Below are 14,129 nucleotides of genomic sequence, written 5' to 3'. Positions count from 1 at the left end.
ACCGCCAAATTCCCGTTTTTGCCTGAGTGCCAGTGTCCATGTCCGACCCATCTGCCGACCCTATCCACCCGTCCATCCGTCAGGCCATCGTGCCCGATAACGCCGCAGGGCGCCGTTTCGACGCGGTGCTGGCCGAGCTGTTCCCTGAATTCTCGCGCTCGCGGCTGTCGGAATGGATCAAGTCCGGCGATGCGCTGCTGGATGGCGAAATGGCGCGACCGCGCGACACCTTGCGCGGCGGCGAGAGCGTGCAGCTGCAAGTGGTGCTGGAAACCCAGACCCATGCCGCCCCGCAGGACATCCCGCTGAACGTGTTGTACGAAGACGACCAGGTGCTGGTAATCGACAAGCCGGCCGGACTGGTCGTACACCCAGGCGCGGGCAATCCGGACGGCACCCTGGTCAATGCGCTGCTGTTCCGCGACCCCGCGTTGTCGGCGGTGCCACGCGCCGGCGTGGTGCATCGTCTGGACAAGGAAACCAGCGGCGTCATGGTGGTCGCGCGGACCGTGCAGGCGCAGACGGCGCTGGTGGAACAGCTGTCCGCGCGCGATGTGCATCGCCAGTATCTGGCGGTGGTGGTCGGTGCGCTGGTGTCCGGCGGCACCGCCAATGCGCCGATCGACCGCCATCCACGTGATCGCCTGAAGATGGCGGTGCGCGACGACGGCCGCGACGCGGTCACCCATTACCGGCTGCGCGAACGCTTCCGTGCGCATACCGCGCTGGAATGCCGCCTGGAAACCGGGCGCACCCATCAGATCCGCGTGCATATGGCGCATCTGAAGTCGCCGATCGTTGGCGACCCGCTGTACGGCGGCGCGCTCAAGCTGCCCAAGGGCGCCACCGACGAGCTGGTGCACGAGCTGCGCACCTTCAAGCGCCAGGCGCTGCATGCCGAAACGCTGGAATTCCTGCATCCGGTCAGCGGCGAGCCGGTGCGCGCCACCGCACCGGTGCCGGCCGACCTGCAGCGGCTGATGACCGCGCTGCGTGAAGACAGCGCACGTGCCGCCGAGCTGGCACGCCGCTGAAGTGACAGTGGCCGCGCCTTGCATCCTGCCGGCCGACTGGCCTGCGCCGCCACGCATCCAGGCGCTGACTACATTGCGCTACGGGCTGGGCGGCTCGCTGCCGCCGTTCGACACACTCAATCTGGGCAACCGCAACAGCCCCGAGGGCGATACGCCCGAGCAGGTGGAGCGCAACCGGGCACTGCTGGTCGAGGCGTTGGCGTTGCCGAGCGCGCCGCATTGGTTGCGGCAGGTGCACGGCGTCGAGGTCGTGCGCGTCGAGGCGCCGCTGCCTGCATCCGATGCGCGGTCGGATGGCGCGGGCGATCTCGCGCCAGCTGCGTCTGAACCTATTGCCGATGCGGCTGTGACCGCTGTGCCTGGCGTGGTGCTGGCGATCCTCACTGCCGATTGCCTGCCCGTGGTGCTGGCGGCGGCCGATGGCAGCGAAGTGGCGGCCGCGCATGCCGGTTGGCGCGGGCTCGCCGACGGCATGCTCGAGCGCAGCGTGGCCGCCATGCGTACGCCTGCGTCGCGGTTGATCGCATGGCTGGGGCCGGCAGCGGGACCGCAGGCATATGAAATCGGGCAGGACGTCTTCGATGCCTTCGTCTCCGACGATGCGCAGGCGCAGGACGCCTTCAGCGCCACGCGGCCGGGGCATTGGCGGGTGGATCTGTATGCACTGGCGCGCCAGCGCTTGCAGCGTGCCGGCGTGCCGGCCAGCGCGATCCATGGCGGCGGGCTGTGCACCATTTCCGATCCGCAACGCTTCTTCTCGCACCGCCGCGACCGTCGCAGCGGACGCATGGCCACGCTGGCCTGGATCGCGCCCTGAACACGCCATTGTTCGCGCAGGTACTCGGCCAGGATGCGTTCGCGCAGCTGCCTGCGCCGGTGCGCGCGCTGCACTCGGTGCAGCAGCGCCAGACCTTTGGCGGAAGGGCGCAGATCCAGCGCGGTCGTCATGCCTTGGTGCCATTGCTGGCGTTGCTGAGCCGCTTGCCGCGCACTGGCGAGGTGGATGTCGAAGTGGAGTTTCTGGTCGATGCGCACGGCGAGCGTTGGCATCGGCGGTTTGCCGGGTTGCCGATGTATTCACGGTTATGGCGCCACGGCGATGCACTGCGCGAGCACCTGGGCGCGGTGCGCTTCGAATTCGCGCTGCGTGCCGATGCCGACGCGTTGTACTGGCAGGCCACGCGCGTGTGGGCATTCGGCTGGATCCCGCTGCCTGCGCGCTGGTTCGAGCAGGTGCGTTGCCGGGAACATGTCGACGCTGGCCGCTATGGATTTTTCGTCGACGTGCACCTGCCGCTGGTCGGGCCGTTCATTCGCTACGAGGGTTGGCTTGCGCCAGGTTGAATCGCCGCAGGTTGATGCGCGCAGTGCGCCGGCAACCATCGTGTTCGATGGCGTGTGTCTGCTGTGCAATGGCTGGGTCACGTTGCTGCTGCGCCACGATCGACGTGGGCGTTATCGCTTTGCCGCGATGCAGGGGCACGCCGGGCGCGCGCTGTTGCAGCAGCACGGGCTGGATCCCGATGATCCGCTGTCGTTTTTGCTGGTGGACGGCACCGGTGCATGGACCGACAGCGATGCGATCGTGCGCGTGCTGGCCGGTTTGGGTGGCGTTTGGCGCTTGTTTGCAGTGTTGCGCGTGGTCCCACGTGGCTTGCGCGACATCGGCTATCGCCTGATCGCGCGCAATCGCTATCGCTGGTTCGGGCGTACCGAGCACTGCATGCTGCCAACACCCGAGCAGCGTGCGCGGTTCCTGGATTAGCCCTCGCTGCCGCCAAACCAGCTTGGCGTAGGAGCGCACATGGGCGCGATGGGGCGTTACCGATAAAGCTTCGTCGCGCCCAGGTGCGCTCCTACGAAGATTGGTTCATCTGTGGGGTGGCGCTTCGATTTGGCGTGTTGTTTGTGGCTTTGCGTGCCGGACCAACGATGGCAGACACGCACGCTTGCTTGGCGTAGGCGAACCTGGGCGCGATGGGGCATTACCGGTGATGCTTCGTCGCGCCCGGGTGCGCTCCTACGGTTTATGCCGCCGCGTTTCCGAAACTTGCGCGCACGACGTTCGAGTTGCCGCTGTGCGCGGGCTGCAGGCGGAAGATCGAGACCGCATCGGCCAGTTCCACCGCCTGTTCTTCCAGGCTACGTGCGGCGGCCGTGGCTTCTTCCACCAACGCGGCGTTGCGTTGGGTGACCTCATCCAGTTGTGCGACGGTGCGATTGACCTGTTCGATGCCGCTGGACTGCTCGGCGCTGGCCGAGGTGATCTCGCTCATGATGTCGGTGACGTGTTTGACCGAGCCGACGATCTCGCGCATGGTCGCGCCGGCACGATGCACCAGCCCCGAGCCCAGCTCCACCTTGTCGGTGGAGTCGGCGATCAGCGTCTTGATCTCTTTTGCCGCATCGGCAGAGCGCCGCGCCAATGCGCGCACTTCCGAGGCGACGACCGCAAAACCGCGGCCCTGTTCGCCGGCACGTGCTGCTTCCACCGCGGCATTGAGCGCCAGGATATTGGTCTGAAACGCGATGCCGTCGATGACGCCGATGATCTCGCCGATCTTGCGCGAGGCGGTACTGATCTGGCTCATGGTGGCGACCACATCATCCATCACCTGGCCGCCGCTTTGCGCCACTTCACCGGTGCCCACCACCAGGCGGTTGGCCTGCAGCGCGCTGTCGGCATTCTGCTTCACGGTCGAGGTGAGTTCTTCCATGGAGCTTGCGGTTTCTTCCAGATTCGCCGCCTGCTGCTCGGTGCGTTCGGACAGATCGGTATTGCCAGCGGCGATTTCCACCGCAGCCTGGCGGATGGTGTCCGATGCAGTCTGGATGCCGCCGATGATTTCGGTCAGACGGGCGACGGTCTGGTTGGTGTCGTCGCGCAGACGCGCAAAGATGCCGTGCGCATCGCCGTCCACGCGCTGGGTGAGGTCGCCTTCGGCCATCGCGCTGATGACGCGTGCCAACGCGGCCAGGTGGGTTTCCACCGAGTCGTAGATGCGGTTGATGCCTTGCGCCAGCGACAGCAGCACGCCATCCATGCCGTCGACCTGCATGCGGCGACTGAAATCGCCGGCCGATGCCGCGTCGATGATCTGGATCAGCGCCTGCTCGGCGTTGACCTGCGCGGTGACGTCCATCCACTGCGCGATGGTGCCCAGCTTGGTGCCGTCGGCGGCGATGATCGGGCTGTATACAAAGTCGATCTGGCGCCCGAAGAACGGCGCGCGCACGGCCTTGGACGCATTCAACGCGCGCATGCGGTCGATGGCGGCCTGGCTGTCCGGGTAGATGTCGCCGATGCTGCCGCCGACGAATCCTTCGGCATGGAAGCTGGGGCGGAAGCTCTGCACATCCGGCTCGATCAGCTTGAGCATCGCGAGCAGCTTGCGGTTGGCGAACAGCACCTGGCCGTCGTCGTCGGCGATGCGGATCATGGTGTCCAGATCGTCGAGTGCCTTGATCACGAACTGCCCATGGCGAAGGCCTTGTTCCATCACGTCGATGCGGATGGCCAGCTTGTCCTGGGTCGCCTGCAACGTGCGCAGCAGCGGTGCCAGTTCACCGGAGGCGGTACGCGCGTCCAGGCGCTGAAAGCGGCCTTCGCCCAGCGCAGCGACGGCACTCACTGCCTGCTGCAGCTGCGCACTGCTGCGACGACGCGCCCACCACCACAGGCCGACGCTGGCCGCGCCGAGCACCAGCAGGGCCGGGAACAGCTTCGCGAACGCGCTACCGACGCCGCCGGGCACCAGCGTTGCGGCATAGAGCGTCAGCAAGGCCAGCAGCCCGAGGTTTGCGGCAGCGGGCATCCATGCAGTCCAGGTGGTACGCGCAACGTTTGCGTCCGCGGGTGGGCGGGAAACGGGTGCGGCATCGTGTGAAGGCAACATAGGCTGAGTCCGACTAGTGTTCTGGGAAAGGGGGAACGGTGTGCGGCAGGAGTGGGCTGCAATGGGGTATCGGCGGCCGAGCCCGAATCATGATGGTGTGAAAGGACCGTTTGTCGGAATGCGTGCTGCCGAACCCACAAAAAGCTGATGTGGTTGATTTGGAAGCGTTTTCAATTGCGGTGCGTATGTTTTGAGCAGCTCTCGGCTGCCCGGAATCGGTGTTCCTGGTTGTAAATTCCGCGTGAAATTGGGCTGTCGTGAGGTCGGGCAATTCCACGCTCCGATGGAATGCAGATGGGCGGTTCGCTTCCCCTGATCTGGCAGCGGCTACTAGCGCGCGTTGCACTGTTGCCGGTGCCGGTGCCGGTGTCGGTGTCGGGTTTGCTCTGAAATCAGAGCGGGCACAAACCACCGCCATGGCAGTGCACCGGGTGTCGGGAAATCGCAGCAGGAGAACTTGAAAAGCAGCGACCCGAAGAACTTCGGAAAGACCTCCATCCGACACGGCTCGGTGCGACGCCGATGGCCCGTCGGTCAAACCGCAGTTCCGGCACACCTGTCATGAGCGGACGCAACCCAGTGCAATTCAGGCGTGCTGCCGGAACCACGGATTCCGACCGCACACCACATGCTCCGCCGCATCCGGACAACGACGATTCGCCCAATCGACAGGCCGCGCCCATAAAAAAACCGGCCGTCTCGCGACGGCCGGTCTGTTGTGTCACTGCCCAAAAGGGCTGGCGATTACTTCGCCGGCGCCGCTGGTGCAGCGTCCGGCAAGGCCCAGGCGATGACGCTGTCGCCGGACTTGGTTTCCATGCGGTCGTGCCCACCCACGGCTGCCACGATGTACTGCTTGCCGTCGATGGTGTAGCTCAACGGGGCAGCCTGCGGGCCGGCCGGCACGCGCGTCTCCCAGACCTGCTTGCCGGTGCGGGTGTCGAAGCCGCGCATGAAGTCGTCCAGGGTTGCGCCGATGAAGGTCACGCCACCGGCGGTGGCCAGTGAGCCGCTGTTGTTGGGCGTGCCGATCTCGAACTTGGTCTTGGACGGGATGCCCATCGGACCCTGGTCGTAGCCGGTACCCAGCGGACGGCGCCACAGCACCTGCTGCGTGCGCAGATCCACACCGGAGATGTAGCCCCACGGCGGGGCGACGCACGGGGTGTTGAGCGGCGACATCCACGGCTCCTTGCGCGCGCCATAGGCCAGGCCCTTCTGCGCCATGTAGCCGGGGGTCTTGCTCTTGCCGTCGAACACCGACACGACGCCGAGTTCGTTCATTTTCTCGCGGGTATAGACCTGCAAGGTGTAGGGCAGGCGATTGCTGTTCATCACCATGATGCCGCGCTGCAGATCGACCGAGACGCCGCCCCAGTTGATGCCGCCGTGGTTGCCGGTGAACGCCAGTGAGCCTTGCAGCGTCGGCGGGGTGAACATGCCTTCGTAGCGCAGCTGCTTGAACTGGATACGGCAGGCCAGCTGATCGAACGGGGTCATGCCCCAGGCATCGGATTCGATGATGGTCTCGACCTCGCGGCTGGGCGCGCCCACGGTGTTGGGCATGCCCGGCGAGATCGGCTGGGTGGCAGCGGTCCAGTCGCCATGGTCGGTGCCTTGCGGCACGGCCATCTGTTTGACCGGCATCAACGGCGCGCCGGTGGCACGATCCAGCACGAACACCTGGCCGGACTTGGTAGCCTGGATCACCGCAGGACGGGTGCCGCCGCCGGCGACCGGCCAATCGACCAGGTTCGGCTGCGGGCCGATGTCGTAATCCCACAGGTCGTGGTTGACGGTACGGAAATGCCAGCGCTCCTTGCCGGTGGCCGCGTCCACGGCGACCAACGAGGCGGTGTATTCCTCATCCTGCGGGGTACGGCCCTTCCCGAAGAAGTCGCCGGCCGCATTGCCGGTGGGCAGATACACCAGGCCCAGCTCATCGTCGGCCGCCATCAGCGACCACACGTTCGGGGTCGAACGCGTGTAGGTCTGGCCAGCGGGCGGTTCGGCGGTGATCGCCGGGTTGCCCAGATCCCAGGCCCAGCGCAGCTGGCCGGTGAGGGCATCGAAGCCGCGCACCACGCCGGACGGCGCATCGCCTTCCTGGCCGTCACGCACCTGGCCGGTCGGCTGGATCACCACGCCGCGCATCACCACCGGCGGCGAGGTCGGGCCGACGAAGCCAGGCTTGGTATTGCCGGTGCCGGCATTGAGGTCCACATAGCCGTTGTTGCCGAAGCTGGCGCACAGCTTGCCGGTCTGCGCGTCCAGCGCGCCGAGGCGACCATCGACCATCGGCCAGAAGATTCGCGTCGGGCAGTCGGCAGTGCCTTCCGGCGCCTGGTAGTACGACACGCCACGGCAGGTGGTGGCGGCCACACCGGCCATCGCCTTGGGGTTGGTCTGCGGGTCGAAGCGCCAGCGCTCCTTGCCGTTGGCCGCTTCCACCGCGATCACCTTCTGGGTCGGGGTGCAGATGTACAGCAGGTCGCCGATCTTGAGCGGGGTGTTCTGGAAGGCGTAGCCCAGCTTGGAGCCGGCCGGCTTCAGATCGCCGGTATGGAATTCCCAGGCCACCTTGAGGTTCTTCACGTTGTCCGGGGTGACCTGCGCGCCGGGGGTGTAGTGATTGGACAGGTTGGAACCGGCATACGCGGTCCAGTTGCTGGCGTCGTGATTGGCCGCGACATTGCCGTCCGGGCTGGGCACGCTGCCGCGACTGAAGGCAGTGGCGTTGTCGGCCGCCTGCTTGGATGCGTCGGCCAGCTCCACATTGCGCGGCATAAACAGCGGCCACAGGATCAGCGCTGCGCCCAGGATCGGCAGCACACCGGTCACCACGACATAGCCGGCGCCGGACAAGGGCTGCATGCGCCGACGCGCCACGCCCCAGAACGGCAGCAGTACCAGGCCCAGCACCGACATCCAGGCCAGACGCGGGACCAGGCCCCAGCCATCCATACCCACTTCCCACAGCGCCCACGCGATGGTGGCGGCCAGCGTGGCGCCAAACAGCCACAGGCCGGCACGCTTGCCCAGCGCCAGCAACACGCCGGCCAGCAGCAGCGCAATGCCCGCGAGCAGGTAGTACCAGGAACCGCCGACGGCGACCAGGCGGCCGCCTTCGTAGGCGAGCACCGCACCGAGCACGGCGATCACCACTGCATAGGCCACCAGCAACCAGGTGCCTAGCCCACGTTTTGAGGATTGATCAGTCATTTTGAGATATCAGGAAGGACTTGGGCGGCATGCACCGGCGACAAGTCGTGGAGGGAGAGAGGTCACCCGTTGGCAAAGGCTGCCGGCGACCTTGGATATGAACGCGCAGCCCCTCCCAGGGTCCTCAGCGCTACTCATGTGAATATTTTAGACCTCTGAGCGCCGCCTGTCCGTGACGGAATAGGAACCATTGTTCCAACCTGCAGCTCGGATGTACCGAATTTGCGTGGAATTTGAGCAGTGCAGCGAAGGGCGCTGACATTTTCGGTTGATGCGCGGTGATACCTGACGAGTGATGCACGCGAGAATCGCTGTCGCTTGCGAATTGCTTTTTTTGTTCGGCTTGCTCTGCATTGGTCTTGCAGTTGCTTAGCTCAGTTTTTGCTTTTGACTCACCCAGTCGCCTTAAAGCAAGCCGAGCACCACAGTCATGCGTGGCCGAAGAGGCCACCCGCGCCTGAAGGGCGTGGAAGCCTTTGACTTCGCTGTGCCCTAGAGCGCTGTGGCTTAAAGCTGTGCTTGAAATTCCCGAATGGCTACAAGCGCATCTGCCGGAAATCCCTTGTAACCGTACCCTCATCCGCCCTTCGGGCACCTTCTCCCGGAGGGAGAAGGGAATTTATCCAGCCTCCCGCAGGAAGAAGGCAATGCACGCAGCAGTCTGCGTACATTCCCCCTCACCGAGGAAAGCTTAGGCATCTGCGAGCGCCTGCAGATACCGCTGGCGCCAGTGGTTGATGTTGTTCTTGCGCAGATGATCCATCATCGCCCGCCACCGCTCGATACGTGTTGCCAACGGCATGCTTGCTGCCGTTGCAATAGCATCGGCCACACCGTCCAGATCGTGCGGATTGACCAGTAGCGCTTCCTTCATTTCGTCCGCCGCGCCGGCCAGCAACGACAGTACCAGGACACCGGGATTTTCAGGGTCCTGCGCGGCCACAAATTCTTTGGCGACCAGATTCATGCCATCGCGCAATGGCGTTACCAGGCCCACCGATGCGGCCCGATAGAAACCAGTCAATGTTGCATGGCTGAAGTTCTGGTTGACGTAGCGCAGCGGCGTCCAGTCCGGCCCCGCATGTCCACCATTGATGTGGCCGGCGATCTGTTCCAGCTGCCCGCGTAATTGACGATATTCGGTGACATCGCCGCGCGATACCGGTGCGATCTGCAGATAGGTCAGGCTGCCGGATTGATCCGGGTAGCGCTCCAGATAACGCTCGAAGCCCTGGAAGCGTTCCGGCAGACCTTTGGAGTAATCCAACCGGTCCACACCGATGGCCAGCTGCCGCCCGCGCAGACTCTCGCGCAGATCGCGCACGGCTTGCTTGCTGACGGATGCTTTTGCCTGATTGGCAATCAGATCGGTGTCGATCCCGATCGGGAACGACGAGGCGGTGAAGCGCCGTCCACCCGGGCCTTCGACCAGATCGCCGTCCAGAATGCGGCCGCCACCGAACAGGCGTACATACGCCTTGAAGCGCTCGGCATCGCGTTGGGTCTGGAAGCCGACCAGATCGTAGGCATAAAAGGTACTGAACAAGCGCGCGTGATCGGGCATCGCCTGCATCAAATCGGCCGATGGCATCGGCACATGCAGGAAGAAGCCCATCTTGCAGCCCACCCCCAGCTCGCGCAGCATCGCGCCCAGCGGGATCATGTGGTAATCGTGAATCCACAAGGTGTCGCTATCTTTCAGCAGTGGCGCGAGTTTTTCCGCGAACAGGCGATTGACGCGCAGATAGCCTTCGCGCTTGGCGCGGTCGTAATCGACCAGGTCCAGACGGAAGTGCAGCAACGGCCACAACGTGCGATTGGCAAAGCCGTTGTAGTACGAGTCGATGTCGCGCTTGTTGAGGTCCATGGTGACGAAGGTGATGTCGCCTTCGGTTTGCTCGTGCATGCCGCCGCTGTCGCCACGCGCGGTCTTGCCGCTCCAGCCGAACCACATGCCGCCGCGCTCCTTGAGCGCCGCCAACAACCCGACTGCAAGGCCGCCCGCGCGGTTTTCGCCGGGCACTGCAACACGATTGGATACCACCACCAAACGACTCATGACGCCTCCTGCCAGCTCCGCGACAAGCGCATCGCTGCGATGATCAAACCGACATGCGAATAGGTCTGAGGGAAATTGCCCCAGGCTTCGCCGTCTTCGAACGATAGGTCTTCCGAAAGCAAGCCGAGGTGATTGCGGCGCGACAGGATGCGCTCGAACAATTCACGTGCCTCGTCCTTGCGGCCGATGGAGGCCAGCGCATCGATGTACCAGAACGTGCAGATGGTGAAGCTGGTTTCCGGCTCGCCGAAGTCGTCGGGCGCGATGTAGCGATACAGCGCATCGCCATGTTTGAGCACCCGGCCGACCGCTTCGACCGTGCGCACGAAGCGGCTGTCGTCGGCATCCACGATGCCGATGTCGGCCAGCAACAGCAGCGACGCATCCAGACGATGGCCACCGAACGTGTCGGTGAAATGGCCGCATTCTTCGCTCCAGGCTTCGGCCAACACGCGCTCGCGAATGCTGTCTGCGCGCTGCTGCCAGTACACGCTGCGCTCGGGCAGCGCCAGGCGGTCGGCGATCTTCGACAAGCGATCGCACGCGGCCCAGCACATCGCGGCAGTGTAGGTGTGCACTTCGGCACGGCCGCGGAATTCCCACAGGCCGGCGTCAGGCACGTTGTGCAGCGCATAGGCGCGCTCGCCCAGTGGTTCGAGCCGGCGGAAGGTGTCGGCGTCGCCCTGATCCTTCAGGCGCAGATCGAAGAACAATTGCGTCGAGGCCAACACCACGCTGCCATAGACATCGTGCTGCTGCTGGATCCACGCCAGGTTGCCGCGCCGCACCGGGCCCATGCCGCGGTAGCCGTCCATCGTGTCGACTTCGTGCTCTTCCAGCTGCGATTCGAAGCCAATGCCGTACAGCGGCTGCAGGGTGCCGTCGGCAGTGGCGATGTTGAAGATGTAGCCGATGAATTGCTCCATCGTGCGCGTGGCGCCCAGCCGGTTGAGCGCGCGCACCACGAACGCGGCGTCGCGCAGCCAGCAATACCGGTAATCCCAGTTGCGCGGCGTATTCGGCGCTTCCGGAATAGACGTGGTCATCGCGGCGATGATGGCGCCGCTATCTTCGTACTGGCACAGCTTGAGCGTGATCGCGCTACGGATCACCGCCTCCTGCCAGTCCAGCGGAATGGACAGATAGCGCACCCATTCGCGCCAATATTCTTCGGTGCGTTCCTGCGCTTCCTGCACGTAACCGGTGAGGGAGCGGGTCAGCGATTCGTCCACGCCCAGCACCAGACTCACCGGGTGGCTGAGTACGAACGGCAAGCCGTCGCGCACGAAGCGCACCGGCACGTCGGTGGTCAGGCGCAAGGTGAATTCCGGCAACACCCAACGGATATGGTTGCTGCCCCAGGTGGTATCGGGCGTGCGGCCACCCCAGTCGGCGAGCGGGCGTGCGCGCACCACGATGCGCGGGTTGCCAGCGAGCGGGCGAATCTGCCGGATGATGCTGACAGGCCGGTAAAAACGGCCGTTATTGCGCCAGCGCGGTGCGAAGTCGATGACTTCCACTTCGCCACCGTGGCTATCGCGCAAGACGGTGCGCAGCACGGCAGTGTTGGGCAGGTAGTGCTGCTCACTGCTGACGAAGTCTTCCAGCTCCACCGCAAAATCGCCGCCTTCGGTCTTGGGCGACAGCAAGCTGCAAAAGGCCGGGTCGCCGTCGAAGGCGGGCAGACAGCTCCACACCACGCGTGCCTGCCGATCGACCAAAGCGCCAAAGCTGCAATTGCCGATGACGCCCAGATCCAGGTTTGGCTCGGTCATGAGGTGCAAACGATCCTGTAAGTAGCGAAAGGAAGCGCGCCTACGGTGATGCGTGGCGCGCGTTGTGTTGCAGCCACGCGTGCACAGCGGCAGTGCCGTCGACACGAAAACGCGCGCTGGTCTGTGCGCGATCGCCGACCAGAATGCTCCAGCCGCCTAAGCGATTGGCCGCGTCGAAGCCGAATTCGTCGGTAAGGTCGTCGCCGACGAACACCGGCGTGCGGCCTGCAAATGCGGCGGTCTGCATCAGCTGTTCGACGGCCAGGCCCTTGTTGCTGCCTTCGGGCACGAATTCGACCACGTGGTCGCCCGGCTGCAGGCGATAGCCGGAGAGCTGGGCGATTTCGTCCTGCGCGAAGGCCAACACATCAGGGCCGGCATCCGGTTGCGCGCGCCAATGCAGCGCAACGCTGACGCCTTTGTCTTCGACCAGCACGCCTGTGTGCTTGTGCGTCAGCGCCGCAGCGCGTTGATGCAGGCCATGCAGGAATGCAGAAGTGTCCTGCGGCATGGCGGCACGTGCGGCAACATCGCTGCGCAACTCATGCCCATGCAGGCCGGCGGCCGGCAGTAGCAGTGGTGCGAACAAGGCATCGAGCTGTGCGAGCGGACGTCCGCTGACCAAGGCGATGGCGCCGTTGAGGCGCTCGCTCAGCAGGACGATCGCCTCGCGTACCTCGGGCAATAGCCGTACGGCCTCGGGGCTGTCGGCAAAGTCGATCAGGGTGCCGTCCACGTCCAGAAACAATGCGCAGGCATCGTCCAGCAATGGCGGCGACGGAAGGGGGGAATGCGCGTCTGCCATTGCGCTAGTGTGCGCAAACCGGTGTGAGATTCAGGTTATGGAACGGCAGTGGGTGCTGGTAGATACATGCAACTGCCTATCCTTCTCCCCTCGGGAGAAAATGGCGTGTGGCGCCGGCTTAGGCTACGTGCGAAGCCTCGTGCAGTTGGAAGGACACGGGAGCTTGGCCCGTACCCTCACCCCAACCCCTTAGTTCTTGGGCATCTGCCAGATTAGGTGTCGAGAGCCGGCGTGGTCGACCGATAACCCATGGGTCTAAGCGACCGCGGGAGAGCGAGGTCGCCACGCCGGAATCTCCTTGCAAACGCCCGAACAGTTGCTCGAGTAGGCGCTCGTAATGCTAAGGCTGGGCCGCACAGGAGAACTCTCGACCCTTCGAGCATAGCGGGAGTTGTCCATGAGCGAGAGTGTCGGAATCGATGTCAGCAAGCGGTGGCTGGATGTGCAGATGCACGGCCAACGCGACGGTCGGCGGTTTGCCAACAGCGTGTCGGGCCTGCAGCAGATGTGCACCTGGCTGGGGCCGGCGGACCTGCATCAAGTGGTGGTGGAGGCGACCGGCGGCTATGAGCAGCTGGCGTTGGAGAGCTTGTATGCGGCTGGGATGCCGGTGGCGCGTGTCAATTCTCGGCAGGCACGGGACTTTGCCAAGGCCACCGGTCAGCTGGCCAAGACCGATCGACTGGATGCACGCGTGCTGGCGCAGATGGCCGCGCTGTTGCCGCTGACGCGCTACCAGCCGGTAGAAGGCTGGCGCGCGCAGCTGCGCGCCTACCAGCAGCGCCGCACGCAGGTGGTGGCGATGGTGCAGCAGGAACGGCAGCGCCAGTCCCACCTGACCGACGCTTGGCTGTGCAGCCAGGCGCAGAGCAGCCTGCGGCACTTGCAGCAGCAGCTTGCCGAGCTGGACAAGCGTATTGCGCAGCAAGTGGGCGCGCGCGCCGAGCTGGCGGTGCTGAGCCAGGTCAAAGGCGTCGGCCCGGTGCTGTTGGCGAGCCTGGCGGCGCAGCTACCGGAACTGGGCAAACTCACCGGCAAGGCGATCGCCAAGCTGGTCGGGGTGGCGCCGCTTGCCCGAGATAGTGGCACGATGCGCGGCGCCCGCTGCATCTGGGGCGGGCGGGCTTGCGTGCGCCAGGTGCTGTACATGGCGACCCTGACGGCAGTGCGTTTCAACGAATCACTGCGCGCGTTTTACCAGCGGCTACGCGCGCAAGGCAAAGCGAGCAAGGTGGCGCTGGTGGCGGCCATGCGCAAACTGCTGGTGATCCTCAACGCAAAGCTACGAGATCAATTGGCGGCTGGCGCCGCCAATTGATCAAGACAGTTGCTCTCCCG

General features: G+C 64.9%; 10 protein-coding genes. 5 read left to right on the top strand and 5 right to left on the bottom strand.

What is annotated here, in order from left to right:
- The first annotated feature begins 38 nt into the window (after positions 1 to 38).
- From rluD to ACZZ0O_RS00035, 4 genes are read left to right on the top strand one after another with little or no spacing between them, the layout of a single operon-like run.
- Positions 39 to 1,034, top strand: coding sequence for a 23S rRNA pseudouridine(1911/1915/1917) synthase RluD (gene rluD / locus ACZZ0O_RS00050; RefSeq protein ID WP_463591890.1), 996 nt, complete (start codon positions 39 to 41; stop codon positions 1,032 to 1,034).
- Between the two features lies 1 nt (position 1,035).
- Positions 1,036 to 1,851: a peptidoglycan editing factor PgeF gene (gene pgeF / locus ACZZ0O_RS00045; RefSeq protein WP_463592518.1), complete on the top strand. Its 816-nt coding sequence runs from the start codon at positions 1,036 to 1,038 to the stop codon at positions 1,849 to 1,851.
- Positions 1,848 to 2,378 carry a DUF4166 domain-containing protein gene (locus tag ACZZ0O_RS00040; RefSeq protein WP_463592517.1) on the top strand — a complete coding sequence of 177 codons (531 nt, stop codon included), beginning with the start codon at positions 1,848 to 1,850 and terminating at the stop codon, positions 2,376 to 2,378. The genes pgeF and ACZZ0O_RS00040 overlap by 4 nt, the downstream gene beginning before the upstream one ends.
- On the top strand, positions 2,365 to 2,799 hold the full coding sequence (locus ACZZ0O_RS00035; protein WP_463591889.1) for a thiol-disulfide oxidoreductase DCC family protein: 435 nt from the start codon (positions 2,365 to 2,367) through the stop codon (positions 2,797 to 2,799). The genes ACZZ0O_RS00040 and ACZZ0O_RS00035 overlap by 14 nt, the downstream gene beginning before the upstream one ends.
- 262 nt (positions 2,800 to 3,061) lie before the next feature.
- On the opposite strand, the gene ACZZ0O_RS00030 is transcribed toward ACZZ0O_RS00035, so the two are convergent.
- The 5 genes from ACZZ0O_RS00030 to otsB all read right to left on the bottom strand — a co-directional run bounded on the left by ACZZ0O_RS00030 (position 3,062) and on the right by otsB (position 12,791).
- Entirely contained in the window at positions 3,062 to 4,930 is a 1,869-nt protein-coding gene (locus ACZZ0O_RS00030) for a methyl-accepting chemotaxis protein (RefSeq protein WP_463591888.1), read from the bottom strand.
- A 744-nt stretch (positions 4,931 to 5,674) separates the two neighbouring features.
- Entirely contained in the window at positions 5,675 to 8,113 is a 2,439-nt protein-coding gene (locus ACZZ0O_RS00025) for a membrane-bound PQQ-dependent dehydrogenase, glucose/quinate/shikimate family (RefSeq protein WP_463592516.1), read from the bottom strand.
- 730 nt (positions 8,114 to 8,843) lie between these two features.
- Entirely contained in the window at positions 8,844 to 10,211 is a 1,368-nt protein-coding gene (gene otsA / locus ACZZ0O_RS00020; RefSeq protein WP_055848926.1) for an alpha,alpha-trehalose-phosphate synthase (UDP-forming), read from the bottom strand.
- The gene (locus tag ACZZ0O_RS00015) at positions 10,208 to 11,986 is read right to left on the bottom strand and encodes a glycoside hydrolase family 15 protein (protein WP_463591887.1); all 1,779 of its coding nucleotides are present in this window, start codon (positions 11,984 to 11,986) and stop codon (positions 10,208 to 10,210) included. Before ACZZ0O_RS00015 ends, otsA begins: the two co-directional genes overlap by 4 nt.
- A gap of 40 nt (positions 11,987 to 12,026) precedes the next feature.
- The gene (otsB, locus tag ACZZ0O_RS00010) at positions 12,027 to 12,791 is read right to left on the bottom strand and encodes a trehalose-phosphatase (protein ID WP_463591886.1); all 765 of its coding nucleotides are present in this window, start codon (positions 12,789 to 12,791) and stop codon (positions 12,027 to 12,029) included.
- 397 nt (positions 12,792 to 13,188) lie between these two features.
- Between otsB and ACZZ0O_RS00005 the strand changes: the two genes are divergently transcribed.
- Positions 13,189 to 14,109: an IS110 family transposase gene (locus ACZZ0O_RS00005; protein WP_463591885.1), complete on the top strand. Its 921-nt coding sequence runs from the start codon at positions 13,189 to 13,191 to the stop codon at positions 14,107 to 14,109.
- Positions 14,110 to 14,129 lie beyond the last annotated feature (20 nt).

The sequence above is a fragment of the Xanthomonas sp. AC360 genome, assembly GCF_979258225.1.
This window is presented reverse-complemented; position numbering and strand designations above follow the sequence as displayed.